Annotated in this window: 8 protein-coding genes; 6 read left to right on the plus strand and 2 right to left on the minus strand. The window is 40.7% G+C overall.

The annotated features are described in order from the left end of the window. Nucleotides 1-12 precede the first annotated feature (12 nt). The 6 genes from CAL7507_RS21925 to CAL7507_RS21950 all read left to right on the plus strand — a co-directional run bounded on the left by CAL7507_RS21925 (nt 13) and on the right by CAL7507_RS21950 (nt 7,015). Nucleotides 13-2,085: an AAA family ATPase gene (locus CAL7507_RS21925; RefSeq protein ID WP_042342379.1), complete on the plus strand. Its 2,073-nt coding sequence runs from the start codon at nt 13-15 to the stop codon at nt 2,083-2,085. 442 nt (nt 2,086-2,527) lie between these two features. Next, entirely contained in the window at nt 2,528-3,187 is a 660-nt protein-coding gene (locus CAL7507_RS21930; RefSeq protein ID WP_015130693.1) for a cadmium resistance transporter, read from the plus strand. A 136-nt stretch (nt 3,188-3,323) separates the two neighbouring features. Further along, complete coding sequence (locus CAL7507_RS21935; RefSeq protein ID WP_015130694.1) at nt 3,324-5,222, plus strand: DUF3370 family protein; 1,899 nt, start codon at nt 3,324-3,326, stop codon at nt 5,220-5,222. Between the two features lie 71 nt (nt 5,223-5,293). Then, entirely contained in the window at nt 5,294-5,863 is a 570-nt protein-coding gene (locus CAL7507_RS21940; protein ID WP_015130695.1) for a Uma2 family endonuclease, read from the plus strand. Nucleotides 5,864-5,891: 28 nt separating this feature from the next. Then, on the plus strand, nt 5,892-6,443 hold the full coding sequence (locus CAL7507_RS21945; protein ID WP_015130696.1) for a Uma2 family endonuclease: 552 nt from the start codon (nt 5,892-5,894) through the stop codon (nt 6,441-6,443). A gap of 110 nt (nt 6,444-6,553) precedes the next feature. After that, a complete protein-coding gene (locus CAL7507_RS21950; protein ID WP_015130697.1) occupies nt 6,554-7,015 on the plus strand; it encodes a DNA phosphorothioation-associated protein 4 in 462 nt (153 codons plus the stop codon). A 29-nt stretch (nt 7,016-7,044) separates the two neighbouring features. Here the strand turns inward: CAL7507_RS21950 and CAL7507_RS21955 are convergent, their stop codons facing one another. Together CAL7507_RS21955 and CAL7507_RS21960 are read right to left on the minus strand one after the other, a co-directional pair. Then, nucleotides 7,045-8,235, minus strand: a complete 1,191-nt coding sequence (locus CAL7507_RS21955) for a DNA sulfur modification protein DndB (RefSeq protein ID WP_015130698.1) — start codon at nt 8,233-8,235, stop codon at nt 7,045-7,047. Between the two features lie 90 nt (nt 8,236-8,325). Beyond that, entirely contained in the window at nt 8,326-9,924 is a 1,599-nt protein-coding gene (locus CAL7507_RS21960; RefSeq protein WP_015130699.1) for a DGQHR domain-containing protein, read from the minus strand. Between the last annotated feature and the right edge of the window lie 130 nt (nt 9,925-10,054).

Consider the following 10,054-nt stretch of genomic DNA (forward strand, 5'->3'; position numbering starts at 1 on the left):
CAAATGACTAGAGTGAAGCTGACGGGGATGAAGTTGTGCAATTTTCGCTCCTTTTATGGCAAAACACCAGAAATCATCTTAGCTGGGGGAGATGTTCACAACACAACGATTCTTCATGGCAATAATGGCTCAGGGAAAACTAGTCTATTAAATGCATTTACGTGGGTATTATATGAAAAATTTAGTGCGGCTTTCGCGTCAACAGAACAGCTAGTAAATAAACGGGCGATCGCTGAAGCTAAAACCGGGCAGAGTGTAGAATGTTGGGTAGAGGTTTCCTGGGAACACGAAAACAAACGTTACAACGTCAAACGCCAGTGTCGGGTTTATAAAAATGAAACCGACTTTGATATTGGTAAGACAGAATTATTCATGCAGGTAGCTGGAGATGATGGAAGGTGGTATTTTCCACTCCAGCAACCAGATGAAATAATTGGACAAATTCTCCCTGCTAGTTTACATCAATATTTTTTCTTTGATGGTGAGCGAATTGAAGAGATAGTTCGTTCTGATAAAAAATCGGAGATTGCTGAAGCCACAAAAATTTTCTTGGGTGTAGAAGTAATCAACCGTTCCATCAAACACCTGGGAGAAGCCAAAAAAAGTTTAGAAAATGAGTTAAAAGCTATTGGTGATTCAGAAATAAAAAAACTTCTGAAGGAACAAGAAAAGCTAGAAAAAGAGATTGGTAAAATCACTAAACGACAAACAGAAATCCAACAAGAATTAGCATATCAACAAACGTTTAAAAAAGAGACGAGTAACCGGTTGCGAGAACTCAGCGCTGCTAAAGAACTGCAAGAAAGAAGACAGGAGTTAGAGAATCAGAAAATATCCAACCAAGAAACACTACGCCAAACTAGAGAAGCACTGAAAAAAATTATTTCATCACGTGGTTATACAGTATTACTATCAGAAACAACATCACAGTTCCGCTCAATTATTCATAATTTAAAGCAGCAAGGACAATTAACCTCTGGAATTTCCCGAGAATTTATCAATGACTTACTAAACTCCCAACGCTGCATTTGTGGTGCAGAATTACATGCAGGTAGTCATTCCCAAGAATATGTAAGACTTTGGTTAGAAAGAGCAGGTTCTTCAGCAGTAGAAGAAACTGCTATCCGGATGAGTGCCCAAGTGGATGAAATTGATAAGCAAGCGACAGCATTTTGGGAAGAAGTTGATAGAGAACAAGCCAGGATTAATCAGTTAAGGCAAACCATATCCCAAATTGAAGGCGAATTAGATAACATTCAAGAACGGTTGCGAAAAGATGCTAACGAAGAAATTAGCAGTTTACAAAAACGCTTAGATGAGATTGAAAATAAAATTGATGAATTTAACCGAGAGCAGGGTGCAAACCAGCAGCAAATTACTCACATTAAAACAGAGATAGACAGTTTAGGAAAACAAATTGCCAAGCAGAAGGTAAATGAAGAAAGACAAGCATTAGCACAGCGACGCATTAATGCTACTCAAGACGCAATTGAACGGTTAACAGAAGTGAGAAACCTTCAAGAAAAGCAATTTCGCCTGCAACTAGAAAAGCGGGTACAGGAGATATTCAGCGAGATATCTTTCACGCCATACATCCCTAAAATTAGCGATAAATATGAACTAACACTGATAGAAAATACAGCCGGGATAGAAGCACCAGTCGCCGCCTCTACAGGCGAGAATCAAATTCTCAGCTTATCTTTTATCGCCAGTATTATTGACAGAGTGCGGGAATGGAGTGAAAAGCGAAAAATGATGATGATTCCAGATAGCAATACCTTCCCTATTGTCATGGATTCACCATTTGGGAGCTTGGATGAAATTTCTCGGCGACGAATTGCTAGAACAATTCCCAAATTAGCAAATCAGTTAATTGTGTTAGTGACTAAAACGCAGTGGCGGGGTGAAGTAGCAGAGGAAATGGCTGACAGAATTGGTAGGGAATATGTGCTTACCTACTATTCATCTAAGCCTGATTGTGAGCAGGATTATATTGAATTGGGTGGTGAAAGATATCCTTTAATAAGGCAAAGCCCTAATGAGTTTGAATATACCGAGATTATGGAAGTAGAGCGGGATAGATAAATCCGATTTGATTATTGAAAAAAAATTAGTATCTGTAGGGTGGGCAATGCCCACCAAAACCCGTATATGGTGGGCATTGCCCAACGCCACTTGACGCCAGTCGCCTCAAGTCGGGAAACCCGCCCACGGCGCTGGCTCCTTTAAGCCGGGAAACCCGTCCAACGCAGTGGCTCCCCTACGTATATTTCAAAAATCAAATAGTAGTCCTATAGATAATGTACGTGTTTTTAGTACAGTCATCAGTCATCAGTCATCAGTCATCAGTCATCAGATTTAATCACTTTTATTTATCGGTTTAAGAAAAAATTAGATTTGCTTGTACTGAGTAGTCAGCCTTAAGATTGATGTCATGAACAGCCAAGGTACCTGGCGTTGAACAATTTCCTGAACTACAGAGAAGTAGAGAAGGACTGAGAAAGCAGTATTATTGTGAGCAACGATCATGACTTGGTTAATTACTACATTACTTATTGGGATATCTGCGGCTTTTGCAACTACTTTTGACGATAATTTATATTTGACGGCATTTTTCGGCAAAGTCAATCGTCACTTTCGTCCCAAACATATTGTTCTTGGTGAATTTCTGGGATTCACAACATTAGTAATTGCTAGTCTCCCCGGTTTCTTTGGAGGGCTAGTGCTTCCCGAAGCCTGGATTGGATTACTAGGTTTGCTTCCAGTCATGATTGGTATCAGCCATATCATGAGTCGTGAACAGGAAGTAGAAGCAGTGCAAACTGTGTCAGTGAACTTCACTTCTCCTACCAAACCCCAGCGCCATAATAAATCACTGTTAGCAACTCTCCGCGATCCTCAAACGTACCGCGTTTCGGCAGTCACGATCGCTAATGGTGGAAATAATATCGGCATTTATGTACCGTTGTTTGCCAGTAGCAATCTTCCGAGTTTAGGCGTGATTTTGGGTGTATGCTATTTTACTGTCGGGTTTTGGTGCTTCCTCTCTTACAATCTCACTCGTAACCCTCTCATGGCTCCCGTTCTAGCCCGCTATGGTCGGAAAGTCTTCCCCTTCGTGTTAATCTGGTTGGGCTGCTCCATTATGTTTAAAAGTGGCACTTTCCAACTTTTACCGGGCTTTTAATGAGGCGATACTCTATCGACAAGCCAGGGTAAGCGCATCTGAAATAACTGCATACTTGATTACTGAACCCTCCTGACTATTGCGGATGTCGTAGAAAGTCAGGGTGGGAGTCTTCGTTTTATCCTAAAATCTATGAATGATTTGCAAATATACTTTAGTACTACTCACCACTGTTTTAACTTTATCCCACTCCAAGGCCTTAGCCTTTGCCGACACCCAAACTTACTGGGCTAAAGATTGTGTCCAAAAATTAGGAGAGCGTAAACTAATTACGGGCTACCCTGATGGTAGTTTTCGCCCAGAAGCAACGGTGACACGCGCCGAAGCAGCAGTATTAATGTTGAATGCTTTTCCAGATGCACCGATAAAGCGTAGCACTACAACATTTAAAGATATACCTACTAATTATTGGGCAAATCAAGCAATCTCTACTGCTTACCAAAAAGGATTCTTCTCCGGTTATCCGGGTGGTATCTTCCAACCCAACCAGCCAATTCCCCGCGCCCAAATCATTGGTGTTGTAGCTGGAGGAAAAAATTATAGCCCTGTCTCCAACCCAACGCAGACATTACAACAATATTTTAATGATGCGGGACAAATTCCTAACTATGCCCAAAATGCGATCGCATCTGCGACTATTAATAGTATTGTTGTCAATTATCCCAATGTCAAACAGCTAAAACCACAGCAAAGCGCGACTAGAGGCGAAGTTGCAGCTTTGATATGTCGGGCGTTAAATATCTACACGGTTCCCCCACAATATATTGCCGGAATCGAAGTAAATCCGCAAGAAGTACGCCTTTTACCTGGAAAACTCGATACTATCCCTACCTTTAACAGCAATAGTCCCGAATTGGTAACAACTGAAGGAATTTTACTCTCAACTTTCCCTCCAGATGGGAAACAAGTACAGTCAGCACATTTAAATTATCCCTTTCAAAACAGATTTGATTTATTTGCCCATCATATCGTCAGGGCGGAAACACCAGACCAAAACCGCACCGTTTACCAAGGGATAATTGTTTATAATCCAGGGGATGAACCTGTGACACTGCAAGTATTAGATGCAGCCAGTTATCTATCCAGGGAAGCACCGTTTATCGCTTTACCTGATGTGGTCGAGAATCCCCAAGGTACAGTTTACTCTGGCCCAGGCGATCGCACAATGAATGATGTGTTACGGGGAGTTCGCCTAGGGATTTTCCCCGAAAAACTGGTGATAGCACCGCGAACAACTCAAATCCTAGCGAATTTACCCATTCCCGTACAGGCTCCTGCTTCTAACGGTCGCACGACGATGATGCGCTTGGCAAGTAGTAGCCCAGTTTATCTCGCAAATTTAGTCAAAAATAGTAATATTCCACCCACCTTAGCCGAGTGGCAAAAGCTTCTGGATACAGGCAGTTTAGCAGGAAAGCGTGACCCCATTCCCACACCTCTCGACCCTCCCAGAGAACCAACGGTATTTAGTCGCGTCGCTGGTGTCTCCCAAGGTACCCAATGGCAAACACAGGTTACGGATAATCCCAATGTGTCTGAGTTAACGATACCCCAACCAGGAAAGGCGTTTTCTTATCCTTTGGGAACTGTACATTTAATTACTCTCAGCACTGGACAAATTCAAAGTGCAGCTATGTTGAAACGCTATCCTGATACAGCTTACTTTGCTCACAGTAACTATGGTGTTGAATACAATCTGACTTTACCCCTGAGAAATATTACTAATCAAACTCAGACTGTAACTGTATCAATCCAGACTCCTGTGAAGGATGAAGGGGGAACAGATAGACTGCTGTTTTTAAAGCCAGGTGTAGAACAGATATTTTTTCGGGGAACGGTACGACTGCGTTACATCGATGATAATGGTGTGGAAAAGACGCGCTATGTGCATTTGGTACAGCGTCGGGGACAAAGGGGTGAACCGTTGGTGACGCTGAAGATGTTGGCGGGTGGGAAGAGGGAGGTACAGGTGGACTTTTTGTATCCTCCTGATTCTACGCCACCACAGGTTTTGACGGTGAGGACGGAGGGGTGATTTTTTCACGCAGAGGCGCCCAGGCGCGGAGGTTTTTTAGTTAGAGTTGAGAAAAAGAGAGGAATGAAATTATGGTTGCGAGTCCAGATGGAAATTATATGTCGCCTCATGAATATCTGGAATGGGAAGAACGCCAAGAAATTAAATATGAATATATTGATGGTGAAGTTTTCGCTATGACTGAGGTTACTATTCCTCACAATACCATTGCCCTAAATTTGGCTTCAGCATTAAAATTTCATCTTCGAGGAGGTTCATATCGTGTCAATATGGCGGGTGCAAAAGTAGGCGTATCTGAAAACAGGTTTTTTCATTATCCCGATGTTGTGGTGAGTTGCGATGAACGGGATAAACAAGCTATTCAATTTCTCCAATATCCTTGTTTAATTGTTGAAGTTCTGTCCCCAAGTACGGAAGCTTACGACAGAGGTAAAAAATTTACGCGGTATCGTCGGATTGAGACTTTGCGAGAATACGTCCTCATCGATGCTGAAAAAATTGGTTTAGATTGTTTTCGGTTAAATGATAGGGGATTATGGGAGTTACATCCTTATGAAGCAGGGGATGAGGTTCATTTAACTAGTGTTGATTTTAAATTTCCTATTTCTTTGGTGTATGAGAATGTACAATTGTCAATTTAAATTTCACGCAGAGGCGCAGAGGGAAGATATGAGTATTAAAACTGAAGCAACTCTTGAAGATTTGTACCATTTACCTGACAATTGTAAAGCAGAGATTGTCAATGGAAAATTGGTGCTGATGTCTCCAACTGGATTTTTACCAGGACGTGCAGGTGGTGAAATTTATGCTAATTTGTGTGATTATGAACGATTGACAAAAAGTGGTTATGCTTTGCCTGATAATGTCGGTTTTATTGTCAATCTTCCTAACCGTCGTTCTTTAAGTCCTGATGCCTCATTTTATACTGGTAAACCTACAGGCGGGAAGTTTCTGAATGGTGCGCCTATATTTGCTGTTGAGGTGCGGAGTGAAAATGATTACGGTGATCAGGCTGAGGAAGATATGGCTAATAAACGCCGCGATTATTTTGCGGCTGGTACGCTGATAGTTTGGGATGTGGATGTACTCAAAGAGGAAGTTATCAGAGTATATCGCGCTAGTAATCCTGAAGAACCGCAAGTGTATCGCCGTGGTGAGGTGGCTGAAACTGAACCCGCAGTGCCAGGATGGACTATGTTAGTGGATAATTTGTTTGTTTAGGCGATCGCCTGCATACCAGTATAAAATACTACTTTAATAAGTGCGTAGGCATCTGTAGGCGATCGCTTTTGACTTTCGGTTAAAATAGCAACAATGTAGATATTAAAACAATGGCTGCAAATAGAATCAGGGTTGCTAAAGATAAGGCTGAGTTGGTGAAATCTCTAGTCGCATCAAAAGACACAACTGGGCCTTTTCAAACTTATGTAGAAGTTATGGTGTTTGCAGCAGCATTGGGCGTTAAAAATAAAAAGCGGGTTCCTTTAGAGGTAATTTCTAAAGATTTATCCCCACTGCGACAAGATTATTTTACTAGCAGCTTCACTCTATTAATTAATTTGTTGGCTATCACTGAAACAAAAAATATTAAGGTTATAGGTGATGATAGTGTAGCTGACGAGCAACGCATTCACATTTTTGAAGAGTATGCTAATGCTGGTTTAGAAATTATACAAAATGAACTGCGTGGATCAGTAGACTATTCAGAGCGACTTTTATTGATTCTTAGTTATGAAAGAACGAATACAGAGCAGCAGGAGGAGGAATTTGATCTAACCAAATTCCTATCTTGATTTTTAAGTAATAGTTAAAAGCAATAGCTTTACATCCACCCCAGTGTAATTTTTACTATTTTGACTGCATCTGTTACTGCACTAACAGTAGCAGAGATTTTATATGGCTTTTCTGGATTTTTAGGTTGGGTATCTATTCTAATTACGTTATCCTTCCAAAGTTGGTTTTCTCTTGACCAATCTAGCTGTGCTAATTGTACCACTTTTTCATCATTAAAAGAATTGTTTTCCGGATCATATATATAGTGCAATAAACGTCCTAAAACTTCCAGTCCAACGCTTATACCTAGAATACAGTCTTCTTTAAATGCAGCTATTTCATCTATTGTTAGTTCTTCAACAGTTGAATCAGCAATATACTCAGTGTTACTACATTCTGAGAAAAAGCTATTAAGACAAATAACCAAAGCATCAGATGCTTGATAAACATCATAATCTCGAAGTTGATTACTTGGATCGTTAGTAAAAACGCAACTTACAAACCTAGCTATAAAATTAGTTGTGTAAATCAGCTTTTGTTTAGTAGCAGGACTTGATTTAATCTTCTCTGTCTTACCCTGAAACATTGGCACTCGTTTGATTAACTCTTTAGTAATACCAACGCGACCAGAGAATTCACCAAATGATAATAATAATGATTTATCTAGTTGTTTTGTTTGAGCCATGTCTCGGAAATCGGCCTGACACTGTTGAAAGTCACCCTCTAAAACTAGAGTAATTGCAAAATCATCATCACTGATTAAGTGGCTTTCAGGACTTTCTATCAATTCGTGAATTGCACGTTTACGATGTTGTCCATCCGTTATATCTAACTTGACTCCCCGACGAATTACAACTAGACAAATTCCTCTACCTAATTCAAGAATTGTTATATCTTTTGGAGCTAAGTTAGCAGTCAGAGTTCCTACAATCCAAGGTTTTTCTTTTCGAGAACGGTCAACAATATATTTTTTAATTTCATCAGCATGACCTTTAACCTCTGGGCGATTTTTACCAGAATCTGGATCATTCCCCGTAGATGGTTTAGCTTGGAGAAGACCAGAAAAGTCACTTGCTGGGACATTAATTTGCAGCATAGTCCGCTTTCCCTGCTTAAAAATCAGCCCTGGATAGCAGCGATCGCGGTGATATTGTGAGAAAAATGGCTCGATAAAGCCGCTAAACTTAGCTCTTATCTCTGGCGAAACACTATTGTTAGTATCTCCATTTGTTTGAGTCATATACATACCTACAAGAGTTAGGAAAATCGCTTATATGCTACATTGTAGCTAGTATAATTCGCATAATACAAGACTTCCTAACTCTGCTAGCTATAAAATAGGCGGAAGTCCTACAGCTTTCGGTTCAACAAACTCGCCATCAAAACCTATTGTTTTATTTTCTACAGTCCTAGCATCCGCCAAAGCCTTACGAAGTTCAGCACGTTCCATCTGTTCCTGAATTCCACCCAAAATGTAAATCAATAACTTCGCCGCCAAATCTCGTCCAGCAACCTGCACTCGCTTTTTATTTGGGTCATACAAAACCCCATACCAGAGAGATTGGGGATATTCCATACCACTAAAACCACCTTGCTGGTCAAACTTCCGCAGTTTCTTAAAAATATCTGCCAGTGAAAAACCTTTTTTAAAAACCAAAATTCCTAAAGCTTGCGCTAATGCAACTTGAGCAACTGGACGGAAAAGCATATTTCCTTCACCGCCATCTTTTTCAAAGCTGAAGCGCCGTAAAGCTGGTGTATCCTCATGTTCTAAAATCTTATAACTGGAAAGACTAGCCAAAGAATCAAATAGCTTTCTAAATTCCTCAATTCCCTGCTCAAGTTCTTCATCCTCTGGACGCATGGGAATTAAACCTTTCTCCAAGGGTTTCCAGTGAGGGAACTTTTGAGCCAAATAGCGCTCAGACATATCTTGCAGAGCTTGCAAAGTCGTCAAGACTGTAGAATTGGAAGCTACTGTTGCACTATTCCAATTAACACGAGGATTGCGATCTTGTTTTTGTTCTAATAGTGGATGTGTAACTGCAATTTTTCTAGCAACGATCGCAAAACCATCATCTTCATTCAACTGTGTTAGTTGCCCTTTAGTCAAGGGTGCAGCCATCAGGTTGACATGAACAAAAATCGATCTTACCCTCCGCCTCGCCTGGGTGCGAGTTTCCCCAGCCGCTACCGCACAGATGAACTCAATACCAATTTTTTCCTTGGGTAAATTTTGCAAGTAAGCAAGGTCTACTTGGTACTTTTCTATCAAATCATTGACTGTAATAAAACTGTCATCAGCACCTTTATCTTTTTTATAGCGCTGGAGTTTGCGAGTTTTAATTAACTCCATCAACCCCTGTACACCCATTAATCGGTGTTGACCATCTAGTGCATAAATAGTGATATCATCTTCAGAAATATTTAGCAGACCTACTTTAGCGTCTTTATCTAAGGGTATAAAATCAGTAGTAGACTTTGTGGCGCGTCCTTCGCTATCCCACTCAGCAGCTTTAGGATTATCCACCCACGGTTGATTAATTACTACTAGCACTGGCGGAAACTTGTGATTTTGTCGAGCTGCTAAATACTGCACTAGCGGCGCTTGACGTGACCAATCAAGGGGACGCTGCTGAATTTCATCAATACTATCCGCGTCAATCTCGACATTATCAGTTTCAGGATTATACTTTTTTTGAAACAGAGGTAAGCCAGAGGCGAAGTGAACCCGACCTGCAAACCATTCCAGTGTAACAGAGCTAACATAAGCCTCAGTACCACCCATCTCGGTTTTCTGAACGAGAATCTGATCTTTTCTCCCTAAAAACTTCTCTAGGAGTAAAGCTAGTACCTGTTTTTCCTTGTTTTCTCGTTCTAGGTACTCTCTAGCGATGTCAGCCGTTGGGTCAGATGCACTATCTTTCATGTTAAATTTTAAAAACAGAATAGGATTATGTCGTTTAATTATCCAAAAATTTGGATATTAGTAGTAAAGTTTTTAAAAACTTTTCTTCAATCCACGGAGGTGGGTTTTGTCTATCTAGACGTGAATTTTA

The organism is Calothrix sp. PCC 7507 (assembly GCF_000316575.1).
Taxonomy (GTDB): domain Bacteria; phylum Cyanobacteriota; class Cyanobacteriia; order Cyanobacteriales; family Nostocaceae; genus Fortiea.

What these genes read in the sequence shown, in the direction of transcription:
- CAL7507_RS21930 (WP_015130693.1), top strand. Translation starts at nt 2,528, where the DNA reads ATGACTTGGTTAATTACTACATTACTTATTGGGATATCTGCGGCTTTT.
- CAL7507_RS21935 (WP_015130694.1), top strand. Translation starts at nt 3,324, where the DNA reads ATGATTTGCAAATATACTTTAGTACTACTCACCACTGTTTTAACTTTA.
- CAL7507_RS21940 (WP_015130695.1), top strand. Translation starts at nt 5,294, where the DNA reads ATGGTTGCGAGTCCAGATGGAAATTATATGTCGCCTCATGAATATCTG.
- CAL7507_RS21945 (WP_015130696.1), top strand. Translation starts at nt 5,892, where the DNA reads ATGAGTATTAAAACTGAAGCAACTCTTGAAGATTTGTACCATTTACCT.
- CAL7507_RS21950 (WP_015130697.1), top strand. Translation starts at nt 6,554, where the DNA reads ATGGCTGCAAATAGAATCAGGGTTGCTAAAGATAAGGCTGAGTTGGTG.
- CAL7507_RS21955 (WP_015130698.1), bottom strand. Translation starts at nt 8,235, where the DNA reads ATGACTCAAACAAATGGAGATACTAACAATAGTGTTTCGCCAGAGATA.
- CAL7507_RS21960 (WP_015130699.1), bottom strand. Translation starts at nt 9,924, where the DNA reads ATGAAAGATAGTGCATCTGACCCAACGGCTGACATCGCTAGAGAGTAC.